Here is a 22,399-nt window from a genome sequence, read left to right as displayed (position 1 = left end):
TTACATACTACCTTACTAAAGTAAAGCTATAAACACTAGGACATCCTGCTTCTTTTAATAATCGCGCAGCATGGTGAATCGTCATACCGGTTGTATATATATCATCGACTATTAAAACATTAGTTTCAAGTGTTTTCGATAAGAAAAATGGATTTTTTGCTGCCAGTCGTTGATTTCTTGACTTTTTCGATTGTTTTTCGCCATGATTTTCTTTCCGAGATAATACTTGTTCAATCGGAATATGATAATTTTCTGCAACTATTTCTGCTATAGCTAACGCTTGATTGAATCCTCGTTCGTACAGTCGTTCTTCTGACAATGGAATCGGGACAATCGTCAACTCTTTTAACGGATAAAATGATTGCAGGCTACTTTTTATAAAAGGAAAAAATATTTCTTTCAATTGATAGTCGCCACGATATTTCCACTGAGCAATTATTGCTTGGATAAACGCAGAATACGTAAAAAGTGAGCGATTACACGCTAATACTTCACAGTGAATATCATCATCTTTCCACCCTTTACAGTCCCCACATAATTCTCCTTCTGTGTGAGGCTTGCCACAACGCCTGCAGATTGGTGCTTGGATAACAGATAATTGTGACTCACAATCATCACATAAATTTGCAGGCTCTGGTGGTAACAAAAACGTACTCCATGTTACTTGTTGTTCTATCTCTGCTTGGCATTTCAGACATTTACTCATTGATTCTTTCCTTTCCGGTTCATCATCTTTATTTGTGCAATCGCATCCTCCATTGCATTTGTTTTCCCTTGATGAATAAGTAGCACCTCACCAGTTGGATCATCAGGACTTCTGCCTGCTCTTCCAGCAATTTGCACAATCGCCGCTTCATCAAAGACATGATGCCCCGCACCCAATATCACCACATCGACAGAGGGAAAAGTAACCCCTCGTTCTAAAATCGTTGTCGTCACTAATGTATCAATCTTTTTTTGGCGAAACTGATTCACTTTCTCCTTTCGATCCGGATCTGCTGCATGTACGCTTATCGCATTATATTGCTTCGATACCTTTTCTACTAACTCAATCGTTGGAGCAAAAATAAGTAGTTGGCGTTTAGATGAACGTGACTGGATAAATTGTGTTAAAGCAGTTGATTGGTTGTTTTGTTGGAGTTTTTTTCGTAACTGAAATTCGATTTTTAATTGTGGGACGGGCAGGGGATGACCATGGAAACGGATAGGAACAAATTGAACAGCTAATTGTTTGCGTCTAATTTTTGCTCGATGTTCTTTACGTGGTGTGGCGGTTAAATAAATCGATGTGGCAGAAGCTTTAGAGGCTCGCTTCGTTAAAAGTGGCAATGTTTTGTCATGATGGTAAGGAAAGGCGTCAATCTCATCAATTATCATCAAATCAAATGCTGCTTGATAACGAATCAATTGATGGGTCGTACTGATAACTAACTGGCCTCTTCCTGTTTTGTCTGGAGAATTTGCATATAATGCTTCCATCTCTGTGTCTGGAAATGCTCGCTTAAAGCGTGGTAATAATTCTCGGACGACATCTGCTCGCGGTGTGGCAATACAGATCCTTTTTGCTTGTTGAATCGCTTTTGTAATAGCGGGAAAAAGCATCTCTGTTTTTCCTGCACCACATACTGCCCAGATTATTAGTTCTGCTTTGGGGTGATCAATTACTTCTATGATCGCCGTTGCCGCCTTATCTTGAGCTGGGGTTAATGTTCCATTCCACCTGCATGGCTCTTTCTGCTTTTGGTATGTCGGCTCTATACCATGCCAAACGAGCAATGGATCACATGCTAATACTCTTCCTGTTTGTACACAATTGCGACAATAGACATGAGTTGTATCACATCTTGCACATGGGATCTTAGCAAATAATTGTGCATCTTTATTTCCACATCGTCTGCATTCAGGTTTGCCATATTTTTTTGTAATGCTAGGAAGTTGTGTAAGTTGATTGGTTCGTAGTAGATAAGAAATGGTTGCTTGTTGCAAAGGGACTTCTGAGGATAGCAATAACTTGCCTGCGAGGAGTTGTGCAAAGTTCATCTTTTACCTCCAATTAGAATGAGGGGAGGACACGCCTCACCCTATTATTGTTGATACCATGCAATACCTAGAGCACCTTCTCCTAGGTGTGTGCCGATAACTGGACCAAAATAGCTAACAACTATTTCGAGATTATCGTATTTTTCCTCTAACTGTTGTTTTATTTCATTCGCTTCTTCTTCTCGATTTGCGTGAATCACACTTGCTCGAATCGGTACACCTTTTGCAGCATCTTCATCAAACAATTCGAAAATACGTTTTAATGCTTTTTTCTTCGTACGAATTTTTTCAAAAGGTACGATTAACGTATCTTCAAAGTGTAGAATCGGTTTTACTTGGAGCACACTACCAATTAGTGCTTGTGCACCATTCAATCTACCACCTCGATGAAGATTACTTAAATCATCAACCATGAAATAAGCACGAAGCGTTTCTTTCATTTGGTTCAAACGATTCATAATGGATGCTGCGTCTTCACCATTTTGAGCCATATGAGCTGCTTCTAACGCATAGAATCCTTGTGCCATACAACTAATCTCGGAATCGAACGGGAACACTTCTATTCCTTCCACCATTGATTGTGCCGTTACCACTGATTGATATGTTCCACTAATACCACTAGATAGCGTAATGAAAATGGCTTGGTCATAATCGTTTGCTAACTCTGTTAATTTTTCGGTCATTAATCCTAGTGATGGTTGAGAAGTTTTCGGTAATTGGTCCATTTCTTTGATTTTTTGGTAGAATTCTGCGGCGGTGATATCTATTTCTTCTTGATAGGAATCGTTACCGAACACAACATTGAGAGGAATCATATGTATATTCTGTGCTTGTCTATCTGAATCGGGAATATATGCCGTACTATCGGTAATGACAGCGACTTTCATATCATGATCGAACCTTTCTTCTATTTTATTTTTAAGCTAGTTTTCATTTTACCTAATAATCTGCTTATTGCATAGAGGTAATTAACTAGATTATGTATTTTATCATGTTGAGATGGAAGCGTAAATATATAGGATCCTTTTTTATGACTAGAGCAATTAAAAATCCGAACAAGCTATCTACTTGTTCGGATCCACTATTTCTTATTTATTACGGAGTTAACCCCCACTAATTGAAATTATAAAATTTCTACCCAGCCTTTTTTAATAGCAATAACAACTGCTTGGGTACGGTCTTTTACTTTCATTTTTTGTAGGATACTACTTACATGGTTTTTAACTGTTTTTTCACTAATGTAAAGAGATTCAGAAATACCTTTGTTACTCTTTCCTTCAGCAAGTAGCTGTAACACTTGGCATTCACGTCTCGTTAATAAATGAAGTGGTTTTCTATGTTCTACTTCTTTTAATTTAGAAAGCGAAGAATCAGAATCATACAATGCATCCTCTTCCGTAACTAAACGGCGGTATTCCTTCACTAGGTTATGTGTTACTTTTGGATGTAAGTATGAACCACCTTCCGAGACTACTGAAATAGCATTGATTAACGCGTCAGAATCCATCTCTTTTAACAAGTAACCTTGTGCACCTGATTTAAGTGCGTGTGTTACATAGTTTTCGTCATCATGAATAGAAAGAATAATAACTTTCACGCCCGGATAGCGCTCTAGTAATTGTGCTGTTGCTTCTACTCCATTAACACCTGGCATATTAATATCCATCAACACGACATCTGGTTTATACTTTTTGACGAGCTCTGTAGCCATTGCCCCGTCATCACCCTCAGCTAACACATTAAATCCGCTTTCGAGCTCTAATATTCTTTTTACACCTTCACGAAATAATTTGTGATCATCAATTAATACGATATTTGTTGTCATCAATACTTCCTCCTTAACATTGTCCAATACTATAGTATTTGTTATCTCTTATTCATTATTGTGTATCTCTTCCCCTATTATTTAAGCATTTTCTTTCTTCTCGATAGGAATGATGATGCTTACTTCCGTACCAGCACCTTCTTCACTAGTAATTTTTATCTCCCCACCTAAAATGTCAACGCGTTCATGCATACCTATTATACCAAATGATTTTTCTTTTTTCTCTGATTGGTTGAATCCCTTTCCATTATCTGTGATAACTGCCATTACTTTATCATTTTCAATGTTTAATTCAACAGTAATCTTAGAAGCTTCTGCATGTTTGATTGCATTTTGGATGGATTCTTGAATTAAACGAAATAACGCTACCTCATAATTGCTATGTAAACGTTCATTCGTAGCCTGATAGCGAAAATGAATATTTTGATGCTGACTGTCAAGCGTGTCAATATATTTCTTGATAGTTGGAATTAAGCCTAAGTCATCTAATGCCATCGGACGTAAATCATAAATAATTCGTCTCACTTCATGTAATGAGTCACGAATCATCGAGCGTACATTTCGCATTTCTGCTACAGCACTGTCGATATCGCCTTTTTTATATGTACGATCAACAATTTCAGACCTTAACATAATGTTCGCAAGCATTTGTGCAGGACCATCATGCATTTCTCTTGAAAGTCGACGTCGCTCTTCTTCCTGTGCCTCAATAATTTTGAGACCAAATTCTTGTTTTTCATATGCATCATGAATGAGATCAGAAACTTCTTTAAGATCTACATCTAAGTAGTTTAATACGATGGATATTTTCCCTACTAATCCTTCAGCACGGGCTAACATTTGCTCTATCGCTTTTAGTCGCAATTCGATATCATCGCGTCTGGCACGAAGATTTTTTTCTTTGTCTCTCGTTATTTCAAGCTTTGTTTGTAAATCTGATGTTTGATCATACGCTTGTTTAATCACTTCTTCTGAATGCTTATAGAAGTGTTTATTTACCTCATACAGCCTTCTCCTAGCTAATTTAGTTTTCTTATCTAATAAATCTCCTTCATCTATAACAGTAATGACTTCTTCTTGTAATATCTCTAACTCATTACTTAATCTTGCATATTCCTTACGAGATTCTTCTGCGATTTCGAATACTTCATCTTTGCTATGTTTGACTGTATCAATCATCTCTTCTATTATAGAATCTAATGTATGATCTGTATGTTTCATTTTAAACGTCACCACCTAGTTCCATCTATACCATACGAAATATATAGTTCTTTTTCAGGGGGTTTTTATCATATTCTTTATGCCCTATTACAATTATTGTACACATTTTTTTATAGAGCTCAACCAATAGCACTATTACGGGAGGTATTACCATAAATGTTAGATCAATATTTTACCGTCAAACCTGAAGGATCTGACGAACAAATTATCCAAAAATCTCGTTTTATTGGATATGTGAAACGAGTAACAACGGAAGAGGAAGCACAACAATTTATCCAATCAATTAAAAAGAAACATGCGGATGCTACACATAATTGCTCTGCATACATGATTGGTGAACACGATCAAATTCAAAAAGCAAATGATGATGGGGAACCGAGCGGAACTGCTGGTGTGCCTATCTTAGAAGTGTTGAAAAAACGTCAGCTAAAAGACACGGCTGTAGTTATTACACGCTACTTCGGTGGAATCAAGCTTGGTGCAGGTGGTTTAATTCGTGCTTATGCAGGAACAACTACACTAGCAATCAATACGACAGGTGTTGTTGAACGCAAACGAATGAAAAAATTTCTTGTTACAGTGGATTATGGTCAACTAGGAAAATTGGAAAATGAATTACGTCAATCTAAATATCTGCTAGAAAACATTGACTACTTGGAAAATGTTACCTTTAACATCCGTATTGTCACAGGAGAGGAATCTGCATTTACTGAGTGGATTACAGAGTTAACTAGCGGAACTGCTGAAATAGAAACGGGTGAAGATTCTTACATCGAATTAGATGTATCGCTTGAATAATTATTTCCGAGGAAATAATTCGAGGCTGGTACGAAAGATTTAGAAGTAAAAGTTCCAATCAGTAATATATACTTACACAATATCACTTTTAGTCATATTGTTTGGCTTTCTATTCTATCAATCACTACTCCAGCCTCTATTTCTTTATTTATAATCGGTCGCTAATAAGTTGGCCTGCTTTAGTTCTTTTGTTAATTTCTTAATAAATTCCTGTGAATTATCGATTTGTTGTTTTTCTGTCTGCTCTAGCATTTTTTGCAGAATCGTACGATATACCTCTTGCTCCGTCAAACAACTCAACCCCTTTACCCATCCTCTTATTACGATATGTTAGCCCATTTATTTGTGCAACTTGTTTACAATATTCAAACAACTCTAGTTCTGTTATTTTTCTACAATCCCAACAATAGCTTACATCAAAGTAGAAAAAAATGCAAAAAAAGTTAAAACTCCGTAAACCTATGGCCAGCCTGAAATATTCTTTCAAATAAAGCGAGTCTTATCAGGAAGTTAGTGTCCGTTTATCCTCCACTTAGCTTCCTCGTTTTCACTCGAACCTCGAAGTCGGGGTTTTACGGACTCATACACCGTGATAAAAAATGAAAGGTGGTCAGTTCTAATCGGACTGACCGCCTTTCATTAGTGATTTTGTTTCCATTTATTAAATTCTAAGAACTCTTTAAATTCCTGTTTTGAAACACCTGAATGCATGGCTTCTTCTGCAAGTTTTAACCAATCTTCATCTAATTGTTCTCGAATACTAGCATCGGATTCAGACATTAATAATTCATTAACAGTTACTCCTAAAACTTTACCAACCTTCTCCATAAATTGAATTGATGGATTGGATTGAATACCTCGTTCAATCGAACTTAAATATGACTTAGCGATTCCAGCTTGTTCTGCCACTTCAGATAATGACATTCTCTTTTGTTTTCTTAGTTCTTGTATTTTCTGTCCTACCAATACTATCACCCACCTTTCGGCTCTATTGATTGTAACATGCTTTTCCATTTCGTTCTATATAAAGGTACGATCTTTTGTCGAAACAAGCAAATAATCGTGACTATTTTTTTATTTTTTCTCAAAATCAATTACTAAAGTCCTAAAAACACTTTCGTTAAAACGGTACAAAATTGTTTTATGTCGAAGAACTGTGGCCTTTTCTTTAACTAACACGTGCATTTTAGTGCTATCATTAGTATAATATGGATAATAATAGCGGAAAAACGAGGTGTGGAATCCATGCGAAAATTAGCCGGTCTTTTTATCATAGCAGGAATTGTTATTCTTAGCTATGGAGGATATGAACTATTTAAGACACATGCTGCTGAGAAACAAGCAATGTCTGAAGCAAAAGAACTTATTGCACAATCATCATCGTCAAACGAAGTGAAGGAAGCACCGAAAGAGGCACCAGAGGATTTTATTCCTGACATGGGTGAAACAGTCGGTATTTTAAAGATACCTTCGCTTGATGCTGAATTGCCAATCGTTGAAGGAACGGACCCTGATGAATTAGAAAAAGGGGTCGGACATTACCGTGGCTCTGCTTATCCACTCCAAGATGATCAAATAGTGTTATCAGGTCACCGTGATACCGTTTTTCGTAAACTAGGCGAAGTGGAAATTGGTGACACCTTTATTATCGAATTGGAGTATGGAAAATTTGAATATGAAATGGTTGATTCAAAAATTGTGGATGCAGACGATACGAGCATTATTAAATCAACTGCACCAAATGAAGAATTGGTAATAACTACATGTTATCCATTTTCCTATATTGGAAATGCGCCAGACAGATACATTATTTATGCTAAACCAGTTTAACAAATGAGCGTATTGTCTTTTATCAATACGCTTTTTTTCATAAGTTAGAACAGGGGGATTAATAAAAATGAGAAAATTATATGGTTATGCATTACTATTTGCCCTGCTTTTATTAGCAGCCTGTAGCAATGATGACTTCACCAAGCCAGAGGAACGTTTAGAGGAATATACGAACTACTGGCAAAGTGAAGAGTTCGACAACATGTATGAAATGATTCAAGAAGATGCGGACAAAGAAGAATTTGATCGTTATCCGAAAATTTACGAGGATTTAGGTGTGTCGAATTTAACAATTGATTATGAATTACCTAATGAAGAGGAAGAGGTTGATTTAAAAGAAGTAGAATCTGTCTCCTATCCACTAACTGTTAGCATGGATACGATTGCTGGACCGATTTCTTTCGACACAACGATTGATATGTTACAAATTGAAACTACGATCGATGACGAAGAAACGATTGATTGGGTCGTCGACTGGAATCCCGGTCTTATTTTCCCTGAGTTAGAAGATGGAGGTACGATTGGGATCGACCGTTTAGAGCCTGTTCGCGGCCAAATTTTCGACCGAAATGACCAAGGTCTAGCCATTAATGACACCGTCTATGAAATAGGCATTGCGCAAGAATGGGCAGGGGATGACTTTGAACAAGAGAAGGAAGATATTGCCGATGCATTGGATACTTCTGTAGAAGCTATTGATAACAAATTAAGTGCAGGCTGGGTTACCGAAGATGTATTTGTCCCATTACGCACTGTTGCTACAATTGATGATGATTTGCAGGAAGAATTGGAAGCTATCCCTTCCTTTACAAAACAAGAAACAGTTGGACGACTTTATCCTTTAGGTGAAGCTGCTGCACATTTAATCGGTTACGTCGCACCTATTACAGCTGAAAAAATGGAAGAAATCGATGATGACACATACTCTGACAACGATTTAATCGGTTATCGTGGATTAGAAGAATTACTTGAGCCAGAACTACGTGGTCAAGGTGGTGTTGTCATCTATGTCAATAAAGATGATGACGAATCGGTTGTTTTAGCTGAACAAGAAGTCAAAGATGGTAAAGATATTCATTTGACCATTGACGCTGATGTTCACGAAGAGCTTTTTCATTCTTTCGATGGTGATGCCGGAACTGCCACAGCAATCGATCCGAAAACAGGAGAAACAATAGCTTTAGTAAGTAGTCCATCATTTGATCCACATCCGTTTTTATATGGCCTGAGTACCGATCAATGGGATGAGTGGCAAGAGGATCCTAATCAGCCATTGTTAAATCGTTTTGCTTCCACATATGCACCAGGTTCATCATTCAAACCTATAACAAGTGCAATCGGTTTAGCAAATGACACGATTGATCCGAATGAAGGGCTAACTATTAATGGTCTGACATGGCAAAAAGATGGATGGGGTGATTATTCTGTCCGCCGTGTTTCGGAATCGAATGGACCGGTTGACTTAAAAGATGCGCTTGTCCGTTCTGATAATATTTACTTTGCGATGCAAGCATTAAATATGGGGGAAGATGCCTTTATTACTGGATTAAATCATTTTGGAATTGGTGAAGACTTCCCTTTCACCTATCCGATCCAATCTGGTTCCATTTCTAGCGATGGTAGTTTAAGTAGTGAAGTATTACTTGCCGATACAAGTTATGGTCAAGGTCAAATTGAGCTAAGCGCCTTACAATTAGCAACAAGTTACACTGCACTGCTTAATGATGGCGATGTTGCTAAACCCATTTTGTTAAGTGACGAAGAAAGTGAAACATGGAAAGAAGACGTCGTGTCTACCGACGATGCAGCCATTATCCTTGATGCTTTACGTGGCGTTGTGACAGATGGTACAGGTAAACCTGCTAATGTGAGCGGCTTAAATATTTCTGGTAAAACAGGAACTGCTGAGCTAAAACAATCATTGGATGAGGAAGGCGCTGCAGAAAATGGTTGGTTTGTCGGCTTCCCTGGTGATAACAGTATGATTATCACTATGATGGTAGAACATATTGAAGACCAAGATGGCGGAAGCGGCTATGTTGCAGAAAAAGTGGGAAATGTTTTTTCTGAGATAAAATAATTATGGAGAGCTAGCCCGTAAAGAACGGACTAGCTCTTTTTTGATATCGGGCAATTTTGTCATTTTATCGGGCGCTTTCCCTTGGATATCGGGCACTTTACAAATACTTCATCAAATCAACATGCTTATAATAAGCACCTTTATTATTGCCTTTTCGTATTACTGGAGCGCGCTGCAGTAATTTCTTGATTACTTCTGGAGAATCTGTTCCTAAAAATTCTCTAGCTGATTTATTTGTTATTCTATTCTCCGACAATAAAGCTAAATAAAATAACGCAGGTAAATGATCATCAGAGCTTCGTTCATGACAAAAAGGACATTGCCAACGCAAGCGTACTCTGTTCATCGCATACTTCTTACATGCCGGACATGGTACACCTTTCATAAAATCACTCCACTTGATATCATAACGTTCAAGACAGGAAAATAGCAGTAAAAGTGGGAAACTGCTCAATATTTTGCTCATCCAAAAAACGGCGTAACCGTGCATGCTGGATATCTACTTGCAATAATCGATCTGGAAATACTTCTTTTTCTCCTGCCTTCATTCGTATTAATTGTCGGGAATGTGGATCAAAGTAGATGGGCGTAGCGTAATTCATTATTTCTAGTATGACACGATAACCTAGGTCAAAAAGGATCCAGTCGATTGATGTTCAATACGGAGGCCGTTAAGGAATTGTGGGGCATCAAGGTAGGCACGCTTCAGATAATATTCGAGTTTTTCTTCTCCAGCTTGTCCTGACTCAAATTGCCGCCACCTATCATAGATGTATTGATATTACGGATGCTCTTGCGGAAGTCGCGCAAGTAGTGCTTTGTATTTTAATAGTTTTAATGATGTTTTTGGTATCATTCCTGCTCCACTTTCCACTATAAAGCACAGCAGAAATCTACTGTGCTTCATTCTTATAATGAGATTACTTGTCCTGTTCTACTACTCTCATAAACAGCATCTAGCACTTTCATTTGCTGTTGCATTTTGGCTGTGTAGTAGAATAATGGTTGATCATGTAAGATTGCATCGGCAAAGTTTTCTACCATTAATGCATATTGGTCTCCTGCTTCTGTTATTACTTCTGTACCTTCATTCGTTTGAAGAAAAATTTCTCCAACCATACCTTCGTTTGTATCTGGACGAAATGCGGATGTTACGGTAATGGTTCCTTTCGATCCGACTACTTCATATGATTCTCTTGATGTACTATCAAAACTTGAATCAAAAGATGCTAGAATACCACTCGGCATCGTTAACGTACCTGCCATCGTCGTATCTACTTTTAACTTGGGATGATAGTATGCATGAGCATATGCTGCAGTTGGCTCTTCATCTAAAATATTTCGGATTGCATGTAATGTATAGCAACCAACATCAAACATGGAACCACCAGCAAGGTCACTATTTAAACGAATATTCGAACGATCTTCTAAGTAAAAGGAAAAGCTAGCACGCATAAATGCGATATCTCCAATGACGCCATCTTGAATGAACTGTTTTACTTTCTGATGTTGTGGATGGAATTGATACATAAACGCTTCCATAAAGATTACATTATTTTTCTCACACACTGTAATCATTTCTACTAATTCTTCATTGGTTATAGCAACTGGCTTTTCACATAAGACATGTTTTTTCTTCTCTGCTGCTTTTATGACCCACTCTTTATGTAAAGCATTTGGCAAAGGAATATAAACAGCATCAATAGCTGGATCATCGAGTAATGCTTCATAACTTCCGTAAGCTCTTGGAATGTTCAGTTCTTCTGCTGTCTGCTTAGCTGATTTCTCGTTTCTACTTGCTATTGCCATCACTTCACCATTCGTTGATCGTTGGATTGCAGGAATAACTTGTGTTCTACCTATTTTCGCTGTACTTAGTACTCCCCATTTTAATTGCGTCATGATTATCTCTCCCTTTATAAAGTTTTCATCGCTCCGCCATCTACGACTAATGTTTGACCAGTTATGTATGTATTAGCAGCTGAACCTAAAAATAGCACTGCTTTAGCAAATTCAGCCGGCTGACCGATACGACCAATCGGAATTGTCTTGCCTACCTTTTCGATAGAGGCTTTATCTTGATAAATCTCTCTTATCCGGTCTGTTTCTATTTTACCAGGGCCAATCGAGTTAATTAAAATTTGATCTGATGCAAGCTCTTGAGACAAGCTTTTAGACAGTCCTACAATCGCCGGTCGAAATGTATTAGATAATAATAGTCCATCTAATGCTTCTTTCATTGAGCTTGATGTAATATTGACGATACGCCCAAATTGTTGTTGTTTCATTCCAGGTGCTACAGCACGAACTGTTCGGACAACACTCATCAGTAACTGTTCGAACGCCTTCAACCAATCTTGATCAGCAAAATCAGCGAAATTTCCAGCAGGAGGGCCACCAACATTATTAATTAATATATCAATACGCCCAATTTCTTCGATCATGTTTTGAATATCAGCTGCCTTCGTTAAATCGCAAACAACCGACATAACATGTGGATTTCCTGTTTGCTCCCGTAAATCATGTACAGTCTCTTCAAGTTTCGTCTGATTCCTACTTGCGATAAATACACGTGCACCTTCTTCTGCATACGCTTTCGCACAAGCCTTGCCGATTCCTTTACTCGCTGCTGTCACAAGCACTTTCTTTTCTTTTATTCCTAAGTCCATCTGTACACCTCCATACGATTATTGTAAATGGGGCAGACTTCTATAACAAGTAAAAACAGCTGCGGTAAGAGCAACTGTTACATATCATTTAATATTTTCGTATATAGTTGAAATTTTTCTTCATTTTGTTCATCCAATGACTGGTCAATGAGTCGAAGTAAGTTTGTTCGCTCTAAAGCCATTATCACCTGATCGATTTGATCATTTTTTTCATCCGTTAGCGACTGAATCATATATGGATTTAAAATTGGGTTCAAATGCTCTTGAAAATCTTTCACCTTCATTAAGTCAGCTAACATAATTCGATTGAACTTATTGCCTTTTTGAAAAACAAATACATCTTGCTCATTTTCTATCTGTTGTGTTACGCGGTTAAACCTAATTTCCCGTCCTTCAAGCGGAACAAAGTGGTATATTTCATCCACCATTAACAAAGAAAAGTATTGATAAGCAAGTACCACCCTAATATATTTCTCTTCTTCCTTTACATAATACGGCTTCAACATTTTCACAGAAAGCACTTGTAACACCTCCTCAAAATATTACACCTCGTTAACTTGATTGACACTTATTCTATTCTTATTGTACATCATATTCGCTTGATTAGAAAGCGTTTTCAGATAAAAAGATATCTTGGATTATTCCTTTTTTCTGCGTTATACTATTACATGATACTTATAGAGGAGAATACTGCATAATGAAATGGTCGATTTTGCGCTATCGCTTTTTTGGTAGAAGAATGATTAAAACAGCTCTTGCTGTATTTTTTACATCACTTATATGTGAATGGATCGGTTGGCCACCGGTATTTGCTGTTATTACAGCGATTGTAACAATCGAGCCAACCGTTGCTGCATCAATCAAAAAAGGAATGATCCGTTTTCCAGCTTCTGCAATAGGCTCTGCTTACGCGGTATTGTTTATCTATTTATTCGGCAATTCACCTATTACCTATTCACTCGCCGCCTTATTTACTATCATTACTTGTTATAAATTTGGACTACATGCTGGTTTGCTAGTCGCAACCTTAACGTCTGTCGCAATGATTGAAGTTATTCATGCGAACTTGTTCCTTTCTTTCGTGACAAGGCTTGGTACCACAACGATCGGCTTATTAGTATCAACGATTGTTAACATGTTTATCTTACCACCTAATTATACGAAAAAAATTCAAACAAACATCAATAACTTGTTAAAGCAAACTGGTGATGAATTAGAGATCATCCTCAAACAACTAATTGGTAAAGGAAAATTAGCGAATAAAAAGAAAGAAATTGATCAACGCTTTTTAGAGTTAAAAACAACGCTTGATGCAACAGATAAACTACTTCATTTTCAAGAGGATGAAGCAAAATATCATCGTTTAGATAAAAAGACAAAAGATATTTTCGATTATGAACAAAAAAGTTTAACTAGATTACGTTTAATTCATTATCATATTGGCAATTTAATTAATACACCTATTGATAATATATGCTGGACAGAAGATGAGTGTGCAAATATTATCGAAATGGTAGATACACTTGTGGATTTTATGAAATATCCTGATCGATACAAGGCTAGCGCTTATCGTAAGCAAGTGAAAACATTAATGGATCAATTCTGGGAAAGTAAAAAACCTACGAAAGAGCAGGATTCTACACTTTTCACCCCTGAAGTCATTATTTTATATGAATTGTTAACGATTCACAATATAGTCGAAGAAATATTGATTGATGAAAGTAAACTAAGGAATGAAGCCTATTAAGTCAAAGCCCCATTCTTACTTTGAATGGGGCTTTTGTGAATTATCTATAACGGTATTTTAATAAGCATTGATCTAATAAATCTTGTGGCAATTTTTTCACTGAATGTTGCCATAAGTTCATATGAATAAAAGCAAACAGGCTTGCTAATACCGCAATTGCTAGTGGATAAAACCATACAATAGCGACAAAAGTGATACCAATTCCTCCCATGATAAGCATTTCAGGTAAGATGATCACCGCTGCAACACCTGCAATCTTCCATAATTTCAAGCCTTTCAAATGGGATGTAACGAGTAATGGTAACATCGCAAACGTGAATGGGCTAATCATAAATAGAAAGATTATGATAAAAAATGATGGAATGAACTTTTCATAAATAATGAAGCAACCGAGAATCACAACAAGATTTATTCCTAGGAATAATGTGTCTTTAAAATGTCGTTTGAACGATGGAAAGAAAAGGCGCCAAACCGTCATAATGTCAATTCCTTTCTTCGACCATTCCAAAATTACTGCATACATCGCCACTGTTGCCGGAACAATAGTTACAACACCTAATGAGAAAAAAAGCCAAAGTAATTGTAAGGTTAAAAAGGATGCTAAAACATGAAGAGCATGAAATATCTTTAACTCTAATTGTTCCATCTGATCATCCCTCTCTTTTTATTTTGTTACATATTATTGCCTTTTTTTACTAGGATTAAACAGACGCACACGAGGTAAGTCAGCGGAACGTTTACACCACTATAAAAAGCAACTGCTCTCAAAATGAAAGCAGTTGCTTTTTTATAACGGTGCATCATTTACTTTATTTCATTTCTGGAATAACTCTTACTTCTTTTTCCATTTTTGAATGACATATCGGACAGGTTGGTTTTTTCTCAAATGAGTAATTTTCTCGCATCCATCCTTGACAGTCGTCACTGACACAAGACCACACATTTGTTTCAACATTTGCTACAGGTTCCTTCTGGTTATTAAAATAAGCCATTCGGCACTCCCTTTCATGGGTTATACCTTCTATTATACGCTTATTTCAATTTAAATACAAAGTTACTGCGAAAAACCTTGTAGAGTAAAGCGATACTGATAAGTACGATTAGCATGTAGGCGATATTCTGGATGGACTTGTTGTCCCCAGCTATCATCACCGCCTACACCCATTTGCCAACCATTGATCCGAACAGAGATTTTATCTGAATCAGGTAATTTATAATGATGACTAGCTTCTTCTAGTTCAAATGGCGTATATAAAAGTGCATTAATTTCAATCGTTGGATCTCCTAATATTTTCAACTGATTACCTTGATCATCAGAGAGTGTTAACCAACGCACACCACATTTATTACCACTTTCCTGTGGTTTTAAATATGGCTCCAATTGATCTTTTACATTCCCTTGATGAGCCGCTATTTTTCCACTTTTTTGTCGGTCTACGTACGTTTCATGTGGCCCTTTCCCATACCAGGTTAACTCATCAAACGCTATTGGCATCTCAAAGCGAACGCCAACTTCTGGAATATTTGCTGCTCCATCACCTGGTACTAATTGTTGTTCGATTTCGATTGCACCATCAGCATTAATGAGATAGGTAACGTATACAGCTGTCAGAACCGAAGATGGAAAGAAGTAACTTGTGTGAACGGACACTTGCCCTGCCCGCTCATATACTTCTAGTTGGACTAATTGTCTTTCTACACTTGCCTCACGCCATTCTTGACTTTTCTTATCAACGTGTGCACCGCGGTCATTGTCGGTCATTGCTCGCCAAAAGTTCGGAACTAATGGTTCTTTCAAAAACGATACTTCACCAACTTGATAATGTGTCAATAAACCTGTATCTTTAGCAAAAGTAGCAGAGAAAGCTTCACCTGTAACGTAGTATTTATCTGCTGCTTCGGTTACATTTACGTCACCATTTACTACATCTTTTTTCGTTATTTTAGGAACGACATATTGTTCGAATGCCACTTCATGATCCGGCTCAGCCCAGAACGGTTCCTCTTTATACATAACTTGCAACGTGATAACCTGTTCCTCGGTAGTTTTAAGTGAATCTAGCTGCAATGGCAATTGCACGATTTCTTCTGAACCTGCTTCTGCACTTAACGGTAAGACATCCGATTCAAGCACTTTCCCATTCTCTTCTAGCGACCAAATTAAATGGAAATCTTGTAAACTTTGAAAAAGATGTTTATTGATGAGTTTGAATTGAGCTTTTTGCCAATCAACACATGCAAAATCGATATTTCGATAACATGCTTTTGTTTCCAATAATTTAGGTGAAATCGTCCCGTCTGCAAAAATGAGTCCATCCCCTGCAAAGTTTCCATCGTGTGGTGATTCACCAAAATCTCCTCCATATGCATGGAATTCCGTTCCATCCTCTGTCTGATGTGTTAATGCTTGATCTTTCCAGTCCCAAATAAACCCTCCCTGTAAAGATGGGTACTTATCGAATAACTCCGTATACTTGTGAAGATTACCCGTTGAATTTCCCATAGAATGACTATATTCACACAAAATATACGGCTTCTTCTGCTTTGGATTCGCTCCATATGCTTCTACTTCTTTCGGATTACGATACATCGTCGTTTCTATATCAGATGCACCATCAGACGCTCGATAATGGAAGGTTCCTTCATAATGGACTAAACGTGTTGGATCGGTCTGTTTAAAATAGTCATACATCCTTAAGAAATTATCGCCACCGAATGACTCATTTCCAAGTGACCAAATAACGATAGACGGATGATTTTTGTCGCGTTCATACATAGAACGACATCGATCTAATAGATTTTCTGTCCATTCTGGTTTACTACCTGGTATTGCGTCTCCTAATGTCTCCTGACCATAGCGCCATGTCCCATGCGTTTCAAGGTTTGTTTCATCAATTACATACAACCCATACTGATCACATAAGTCATACCACTTAGGATGGTTAGGATAATGTGAAGTTCTTACGGCATTAATATTATGCTCTTTCATTAGGATAATATCATCAATCATATCTTGCTCTGTTACCGCTCGACCACGATCAGCTTGGAATTCATGACGATTTACCCCTTTGAAAATAATTCGTTTACCATTAATATGCATAATTTGATCAATTAATTCGAATTGTCGAAAGCCTACTTGCGTTGTAAACATTTCTAATGTTTCCTCATGCTCGCCTTTGATCGTAAAGATAAGGGTATATAAATGAGGTGTTTCCGCACTCCATTTTTTCGGACTAGGTATCATCGTTTTCGTTGTCACTTCAACGGTTTCCCTACCGGCAATATCAAGATCAAGAACCTGCTTAGTCATCGATTCTTCTTTTTCATTTACTAATTCAATTTCTAATTTACTAGTAGCAACATCCTTTTCAAAATAATTAAGCACTTGCGCTTGTACTTCTAGCTCAGCATTTTCATAGTTTTGATCAAATGTTGTACGGACCCGATGATCATATACGTGAATATCTGGTAACGCATACATAAATACATCACGAAAAATACCACTCATTCTCCAAAAATCTTGATCCTCTAGCCAACTTGCATCAGCCCAGCGGTATACTTCAACTGATAATGTATTTTCCCCACTTTGTAGATATGGAGTGATATTAAATTCTGCAGGTGTAAAGGTGTCTTCACTATAACCGACAAGTTTACCATTTAACCAAACATAAAATGCTGCCTCTACACCTGCAAAATGTAAAATAACAGGCTGATTTGACCACTCATCTGTTGCTTCAAATGTCGTGACATATTGACCAACAGGATTATAATTCGTCGGTGCAAAAGGTGCCTCTATGTGGTCATGTTCAATCCATGGATAGCGCGTATTAGAATATTGCGGATAATCATAACCTTGCAATTGCCAATGTGCTGGAACTTGAATCAAATCCCAATCAGATGTATCATAACCAATTTGATAAAAATCTTTCACTCGTTTATCTGGGTTTTCGGAGAAATGAAATCGCCATTTACCATTAAGAGAGCGATAGTAAACGGACTTATGCGGACTGTTTACGAGTGCTTGCTTGCGATTTTGATAAGGAATTGCTAAAGCATGCTGTGGCATTCTATTTAATTGAAATATCTCCGGATTATTGTTCCATTCTGGATAGCCATTAGTAGGTGGTGTATAGCTAAAAATGGTTTTGTTGAACATGAAAAGTCCTCCCTTTTTGTAAACGAATACATTTCGTTAAAGCATTTCACGCCATTTATGAAGAATTTGAGCATCTCTTAAAAACTCTGTTTCATCATCACCCTTGACAAACTCCATTAATAAATAACGATTAGCTCCGTTCTGGTTAATGGCTTGAAGATAAGTAAGCCACTCTTCTTCCCCTTGCTTAAGTTCCAATCGATCAGCAAATGAATACCAATGAAAAACATGAATATTTGTTAACCAACTTTTGAGCAGCTCAATGCTTGCTAATCTTTCCTGTACGGAAACATCATTTTGCGGCTGCCAATAAAGAAAAAGGTTGGGATGATCAATCTTTTCCATTAATTTTCTCGCACTTTCCTTCGTATCCGTTAATGTATGCTCATGATACTCTAGATGCACCGTAATCCCTTCATCTGCAGCTAAATCAGCAATGCGTCTCGCATCCTCTATTACTTTTTGTACATAACAAGGATCCGCATCTGCACTTGCTCTCATTCCAGCCCATACTCGAATAGCTGGTGCACCTAGTTTCTGCGCGGTTTGTAAAATAGAAGTGAAATCATATTCATTACCGCTATAATCAGCAAGGCGATAATAGGATCCATATGAGCTTACTACTAAGCCTTCTTCTCTCGTTTGTTCTCCAATTGTTTCGGCTAGTTGATCATCTTCCGGTATAACATGGACATCTGCTCCCCATTCAATTGCTTCTAATCCAGCTTTTTTAGCTAATCGAATAATCTGTAACGGACTTTTCTCTCGAAATGTTACTGAGCATAAACCTAGCTTCATGTGTACACTCCTATCTATTGTAATAACGTTTCTAAAAACTCTGTGGTGTATGCATGATTTTCAGAATTAATCGGAATAATAACTACTTTGTCTTGGAAAACCTCATAATCTGCAAATACAGCTAACTGATTCGTATCAATCCCATAAACATCATTCATATCCAAATGATACTGTTGCACATTTTTGTCAGATAACCGCTCTAAATCAATTGCTTCTTCTATCTTAAGTAAACCTTCTTGTTCTACTAATTCTTGCGCGATTGTTTCATTTGTTATAATAATATCTGCCATACTTGCACCAATTGTCGCCCAAAATTTTTGAACATCTGCGTAAGATAACTCTGAAATAGAGCCGCCTCCGGACGTAATATTGTTAATTGCTACACGGAAATCATTAAAGTACTGTTCATTAATTTGTTGCTCAAACGGTTCAATCACATCATACGGAATATCGCTAACGATCATCAATTCATATGTATCCTCTTCCTTTCCAAAAATAGTCGTCAAAAGCGACACAAGAAAAACAACTGCTGCAATTATTCCAATAATATGCAATTTGTAATATTCCCAAATATAATCTACCGCTTCTTTAAAAGACATCGTTTTCAATGTTTCCCATAATTTCCGCATCGCCTTATTTTCCCCCTACTGCCATTCTATCTTTATGTAAAAGTATAACATATACGTATTAGTCTATTAATTGTTTTCTTAACCAATCATATGATTGTCTTCCACAAATTTCGTGCCCACCAGGAAAAATATCATAGGCGAATGCATCAGACTTTGTATCATATTGTGTTGCTATTGCTGCAATCGCTTTTTTAGCATATAAACTTGGAAAGAGAGGATCATTTTCACCTGATTCAATAAACAAACTTCTCGGTGCAATTAATCGAATCCAATCTGGTAGCTCCCCATATTGTAAAATGCCTGGAATGTAATTATCAATACAATGGCGACGTGCCATTATACTCCCTTTAAAGGTATTAGGAAAACCAGTCAATATCGTCGCCTGTACGCGCTCATCCAATACCGCCGTATAAGTAGTAATTACCGCACCACCTGAGAAGCCCATCATCCCGATTTTATTACTATCCACATCAGAGCATGACACCATATAGTCTAACATCGCACGTGCTTCCCATACACGTAGTCCTGTCAAAGTCTTTCCTTCTAGCAAAAGACTTGTTGCCATTGCTTCACAGGAATTTAGTTTATCTGCTTCGATATCTCGTGTTAACCTGCGTGTACCAAAACCAATTACTTCTGGTGCAAATACTTTAAAGCCACGTTTTGCTAATTCTACTGCAAACTGATTGTGAATACTTGGCTTCCCCTTTTCTTCTTCACCGTTTGCCGTCAGTCCCACCGCTTCATTGACCCCATAGCCATGCCCATGGATAGCGAGCATACTCGGGTATTGCTTTTGTGCCTTTTTCGGAGTTAGTACATAAACACGTATGTATATTTTATCTGTTACTGATAAGGAAATCCGTTCTCGCTTATATGATGCAAATTCTTTCGTTTCTAGCTGTTCTGCTTTCATCTCTATTCTCTTTTGCTCTAGATAAGTGAAGTCACCTAACAAATGTTGTAATACTTCCTTTTTATCTACGTTTTCATTTGTTTGTTGCGCTTCCGTTAAGGTTTCTTCATATAAATCCTCAAATAATTGATCTAGTTGATTCATACACTCACCCGCCTTTTTGTAAACGCTCCACTTCTATTATAAACTATTTTTCTAAAAAAGAAATATGTATGAAGCAATTGATTCCGTACATATTAATCTTGAGAAAATGACAAGGAGGTTAGCAAATGGCTCGCATCGGTGTAGAAGAATCATTAACGGCTGTACAACAGCTATTAAAAGAAAATGGACATGATGTCGTTACATTAAATCAAGAACAAGATGCTAATGGCTGTGATTGCTGTGTTATTACAGGATTAGATCAAAATATGATGGGGATGGAAAACACTGCTATCCAAGGCGCTGTAATCAATGCTGATGGTATGAATGCTGCAGATGTATATCAACAAGTAGAGCAAAGGCTTGGTCAACAATAATTAAGTCCCGAGGATTTAATGGCCACTTTCGAGTGTTTTATGGCCACTTTTCAAGACTTAATGGCCACTTTTAATTGGTTTATGGCCACTTTTCACGATTTAATGGCCACTTTCTGATTATGTAAACTACTCACTAAGAAGCCAGCCTTCTACACAAGGAAGGCTGGCTTTCTTATAATTCATTTCTAGCTTGAATCATTACAAAAAATTAACATGACTGATTAAACCATTTATGTTTATGATAAAGACAAGAATAGAAGCGGGAGGTTTATCATGTATTCCAGTCATTTTATGAAAGCTCCGGATGGTATGGAACTTTTTTATCAAACATGGAGTCCTTCCAATCCAAAAGCAGTTATTATTATTGTTCATGGTGCCGGAGAGCATTCTGGGAGATATGTGCCGCTCTGTAAACAGTGTGTTGCACAAAACTTTGCTGTAGTTGCTCCAGATTTGAGAGGATTTGGACAATCTCCAGGCTTACGAGGGCATATCAATACATTTCAAGAATATATCGATGATTTGCATACATTGATTCAATTAGTATCTACACGTTTTAGTACTCTTCCGATTTTTTTATTTGGTCATAGTTTAGGTGGTTTAATCGTCATTCGCTATAGTCAAGTCTATAAATATGACACAAAAGGAGTTATTTTATCTGCTCCTGCACTGGCATTGCGTGTCAATGTTCCGTATATTGGGAGGAAAATGTTGGAGCTATCTTCCAAGTTAATCCCTACTTTCTCGATCAATCCAATAAAATGGCAACGAATTCTTGGAAGAATGGAGCAACTCACACCGTATATACCGAAGCAACAAACGTTACAATATGATCCATATATGACCGCCGAGATTACACCAAAATGGTTAGCGGAATTATTGAAGAATGGTATGAATGCACTAAGTGATGTTGGATCATTCCAATATCCAATCCTTTGTGTATATGACGAACAAGACCCAATTATACAACCTAACATTATCCAAGATTTCCTCAAAAAAATCGAAGTGCTAGATAAAAAAGGATTAGTATTTAATGATGGATTTCATCACCTTTTACATGCAGATTACCACCAAACAACAATAGCTGATATTGTAAATTGGATGGAGCATCGCTTTTAAACGAACAAGAGCTATCCCTTTGATAAATGGACTAGCTCTTGTTTTTCATCGTA

At 37.3% G+C, this 22,399-nt stretch carries 24 protein-coding genes; 6 read left to right on the top strand and 18 right to left on the bottom strand.

The genetic code is table 11. The annotated features are described in order from the left end of the window. Positions 1-7 precede the first annotated feature (7 nt). The 5 genes from SH601_RS01210 to SH601_RS01190 form a co-directional block, all read right to left on the bottom strand. On the bottom strand, positions 8-706 hold the full coding sequence (locus SH601_RS01210; RefSeq protein ID WP_319956396.1) for a ComFC family protein: 699 nt from the start codon (positions 704-706) through the stop codon (positions 8-10). Next, complete coding sequence (locus SH601_RS01205) at positions 703-2,040, bottom strand: ATP-dependent helicase ComFA (RefSeq protein ID WP_319956395.1); 1,338 nt, start codon at positions 2,038-2,040, stop codon at positions 703-705. The genes SH601_RS01210 and SH601_RS01205 overlap by 4 nt, the downstream gene beginning before the upstream one ends. A 44-nt stretch (positions 2,041-2,084) precedes the next feature. Continuing rightward, complete coding sequence (locus SH601_RS01200) at positions 2,085-2,927, bottom strand: DegV family protein (protein ID WP_319956394.1); 843 nt, start codon at positions 2,925-2,927, stop codon at positions 2,085-2,087. Positions 2,928-3,163: 236 nt separating this feature from the next. Further along, positions 3,164-3,865: a response regulator transcription factor gene (locus tag SH601_RS01195; protein WP_319956393.1), complete on the bottom strand. Its 702-nt coding sequence runs from the start codon at positions 3,863-3,865 to the stop codon at positions 3,164-3,166. Between the two features lie 81 nt (positions 3,866-3,946). Continuing rightward, the gene (locus SH601_RS01190) at positions 3,947-5,086 is read right to left on the bottom strand and encodes a sensor histidine kinase (protein ID WP_319956392.1); all 1,140 of its coding nucleotides are present in this window, start codon (positions 5,084-5,086) and stop codon (positions 3,947-3,949) included. Between the two features lie 156 nt (positions 5,087-5,242). Between SH601_RS01190 and SH601_RS01185 the strand changes: the two genes are divergently transcribed. Continuing rightward, positions 5,243-5,884 (top strand): YigZ family protein, encoded by a 642-nt coding sequence (locus tag SH601_RS01185; RefSeq protein ID WP_319956391.1) that lies wholly within the window; start codon positions 5,243-5,245, stop codon positions 5,882-5,884. Positions 5,885-6,028: 144 nt separating this feature from the next. Here the strand turns inward: SH601_RS01185 and SH601_RS01180 are convergent, their stop codons facing one another. Together SH601_RS01180 and SH601_RS01175 are read right to left on the bottom strand one after the other, a co-directional pair. Continuing rightward, positions 6,029-6,175 carry a hypothetical protein gene (locus SH601_RS01180; protein WP_319956390.1) on the bottom strand — a complete coding sequence of 49 codons (147 nt, stop codon included), beginning with the start codon at positions 6,173-6,175 and terminating at the stop codon, positions 6,029-6,031. A gap of 348 nt (positions 6,176-6,523) precedes the next feature. Next, positions 6,524-6,850: a helix-turn-helix domain-containing protein gene (locus tag SH601_RS01175; RefSeq protein ID WP_319956389.1), complete on the bottom strand. Its 327-nt coding sequence runs from the start codon at positions 6,848-6,850 to the stop codon at positions 6,524-6,526. A 279-nt stretch (positions 6,851-7,129) separates the two neighbouring features. Between SH601_RS01175 and SH601_RS01170 the strand changes: the two genes are divergently transcribed. Together SH601_RS01170 and SH601_RS01165 are read left to right on the top strand one after the other, a co-directional pair. Continuing rightward, on the top strand, positions 7,130-7,714 hold the full coding sequence (locus SH601_RS01170; RefSeq protein ID WP_319956388.1) for a class D sortase: 585 nt from the start codon (positions 7,130-7,132) through the stop codon (positions 7,712-7,714). Between the two features lie 67 nt (positions 7,715-7,781). Then, on the top strand, positions 7,782-9,794 hold the full coding sequence (locus SH601_RS01165) for a penicillin-binding transpeptidase domain-containing protein (RefSeq protein ID WP_319956387.1): 2,013 nt from the start codon (positions 7,782-7,784) through the stop codon (positions 9,792-9,794). A gap of 97 nt (positions 9,795-9,891) precedes the next feature. Here the strand turns inward: SH601_RS01165 and SH601_RS01160 are convergent, their stop codons facing one another. The 5 genes from SH601_RS01160 to SH601_RS01140 all read right to left on the bottom strand — a co-directional run bounded on the left by SH601_RS01160 (position 9,892) and on the right by SH601_RS01140 (position 12,984). Continuing rightward, complete coding sequence (locus tag SH601_RS01160) at positions 9,892-10,179, bottom strand: hypothetical protein (RefSeq protein WP_319956386.1); 288 nt, start codon at positions 10,177-10,179, stop codon at positions 9,892-9,894. 28 nt (positions 10,180-10,207) lie between these two features. Beyond that, positions 10,208-10,342 (bottom strand): hypothetical protein, encoded by a 135-nt coding sequence (locus SH601_RS01155; RefSeq protein WP_319956385.1) that lies wholly within the window; start codon positions 10,340-10,342, stop codon positions 10,208-10,210. Between the two features lie 361 nt (positions 10,343-10,703). Further along, entirely contained in the window at positions 10,704-11,696 is a 993-nt protein-coding gene (locus tag SH601_RS01150; protein ID WP_319956384.1) for a Gfo/Idh/MocA family protein, read from the bottom strand. A gap of 14 nt (positions 11,697-11,710) precedes the next feature. Beyond that, entirely contained in the window at positions 11,711-12,463 is a 753-nt protein-coding gene (locus tag SH601_RS01145; protein ID WP_319956383.1) for an SDR family oxidoreductase, read from the bottom strand. A gap of 77 nt (positions 12,464-12,540) precedes the next feature. Next, positions 12,541-12,984 carry an IDEAL domain-containing protein gene (locus SH601_RS01140; RefSeq protein WP_319956382.1) on the bottom strand — a complete coding sequence of 148 codons (444 nt, stop codon included), beginning with the start codon at positions 12,982-12,984 and terminating at the stop codon, positions 12,541-12,543. Positions 12,985-13,160: 176 nt separating this feature from the next. Between SH601_RS01140 and SH601_RS01135 the strand changes: the two genes are divergently transcribed. Then, complete coding sequence (locus SH601_RS01135; RefSeq protein ID WP_319956381.1) at positions 13,161-14,210, top strand: FUSC family protein; 1,050 nt, start codon at positions 13,161-13,163, stop codon at positions 14,208-14,210. Between the two features lie 40 nt (positions 14,211-14,250). Here SH601_RS01135 and SH601_RS01130 read toward each other — a convergent pair whose 3' ends face one another. The 6 genes from SH601_RS01130 to SH601_RS01105 form a co-directional block, all read right to left on the bottom strand. Then, on the bottom strand, positions 14,251-14,856 hold the full coding sequence (locus SH601_RS01130; protein WP_319956380.1) for a YesL family protein: 606 nt from the start codon (positions 14,854-14,856) through the stop codon (positions 14,251-14,253). Between the two features lie 163 nt (positions 14,857-15,019). Next, a complete protein-coding gene (locus SH601_RS01125; protein ID WP_319956379.1) occupies positions 15,020-15,202 on the bottom strand; it encodes a cold-shock protein in 183 nt (60 codons plus the stop codon). 62 nt (positions 15,203-15,264) lie between these two features. Further along, the gene (lacZ, locus tag SH601_RS01120; RefSeq protein ID WP_319956378.1) at positions 15,265-18,366 is read right to left on the bottom strand and encodes a beta-galactosidase, LacZ type; all 3,102 of its coding nucleotides are present in this window, start codon (positions 18,364-18,366) and stop codon (positions 15,265-15,267) included. Positions 18,367-18,402: 36 nt separating this feature from the next. Next, positions 18,403-19,164, bottom strand: a complete 762-nt coding sequence (locus SH601_RS01115) for a sugar phosphate isomerase/epimerase family protein (protein ID WP_319956377.1) — start codon at positions 19,162-19,164, stop codon at positions 18,403-18,405. Positions 19,165-19,178: 14 nt separating this feature from the next. After that, positions 19,179-19,793, bottom strand: coding sequence for a hypothetical protein (locus SH601_RS01110; protein ID WP_319956376.1), 615 nt, complete (start codon positions 19,791-19,793; stop codon positions 19,179-19,181). A gap of 58 nt (positions 19,794-19,851) precedes the next feature. After that, on the bottom strand, positions 19,852-20,853 hold the full coding sequence (locus SH601_RS01105) for a dienelactone hydrolase family protein (protein ID WP_319956375.1): 1,002 nt from the start codon (positions 20,851-20,853) through the stop codon (positions 19,852-19,854). Positions 20,854-20,978: 125 nt separating this feature from the next. Between SH601_RS01105 and SH601_RS01100 the strand changes: the two genes are divergently transcribed. Beyond that, positions 20,979-21,227 carry a YkuS family protein gene (locus tag SH601_RS01100; protein WP_319956374.1) on the top strand — a complete coding sequence of 83 codons (249 nt, stop codon included), beginning with the start codon at positions 20,979-20,981 and terminating at the stop codon, positions 21,225-21,227. Positions 21,228-21,500: 273 nt separating this feature from the next. Then, complete coding sequence (locus tag SH601_RS01095; protein ID WP_319956373.1) at positions 21,501-22,346, top strand: alpha/beta hydrolase; 846 nt, start codon at positions 21,501-21,503, stop codon at positions 22,344-22,346. Positions 22,347-22,399: the final 53 nt, after the last annotated feature.

The organism is Gracilibacillus pellucidus, from assembly GCF_033949965.1.
GTDB lineage: Bacteria > Bacillota > Bacilli > Bacillales > Amphibacillaceae > Gracilibacillus > Gracilibacillus pellucidus.
Note: the sequence above shows the minus strand (reverse complement) of the source record. Positions and strands in the feature narration are given on the sequence as shown.